Annotated in this window: 1 protein-coding gene; it reads left to right on the top strand. The window is 60.8% G+C overall.

What is annotated here, in order from left to right; genetic code table 11:
- Positions 1-16: 16 nt before the first annotated feature.
- A partial coding sequence (locus CXR03_RS18940; protein WP_258073745.1) for an AAA family ATPase occupies positions 17-586 on the top strand: 570 nt, incomplete at its 3' end.

Raw genomic sequence — 586 nt, 5'->3', positions numbered from 1 at the left:
AATGTTCGGAAAGGCCATGGGCAACCGGACAAAGAAGGTCCGCACCACCGTCAAGGCATCATATGCCGACCTGATCCGTGACGAGTCGGACAAGTTGATCGACAACGAAGTCATCCAGCGGGAAGCGCTGCGCTCGGTTGAGAATGACGGCATCGTCTTCCTCGACGAAATCGACAAGATCGCCGCCCGCGAAGGCGCGATGGGTGCAGGCGTTTCGCGTGAAGGCGTGCAGCGGGACCTCTTGCCACTCGTCGAAGGCACGACCGTTGCGACCAAGTATGGACCGGTGAAGACCGACCACATCCTGTTCATCGCGTCGGGCGCGTTCCACGTCTCCAAGCCCTCCGACCTTCTGCCGGAACTCCAGGGCCGTCTGCCGATCCGGGTCGAGCTGAAGCCGCTGACAAAGGAAGACTTCCGTCGCATCTTGACGGAGACCGAAGCGAGCCTGATCCGCCAGTACAAGGCGCTGATGGCGACCGAAGAGCTCAACCTCGATTTCACCGAGGATGCAATCGATGCGCTCGCCGATGTCGCGGTTCAGCTCAACGAAACCGTCGAGAACATCGGTGCCCGTCGCCTGCAG

Source organism: Arthrobacter sp. 08Y14 (assembly GCF_002929455.1).
GTDB lineage: Bacteria > Actinomycetota > Actinomycetes > Actinomycetales > Micrococcaceae > Arthrobacter_B > Arthrobacter_B sunyaminii.
This window is presented reverse-complemented; position numbering and strand designations above follow the sequence as displayed.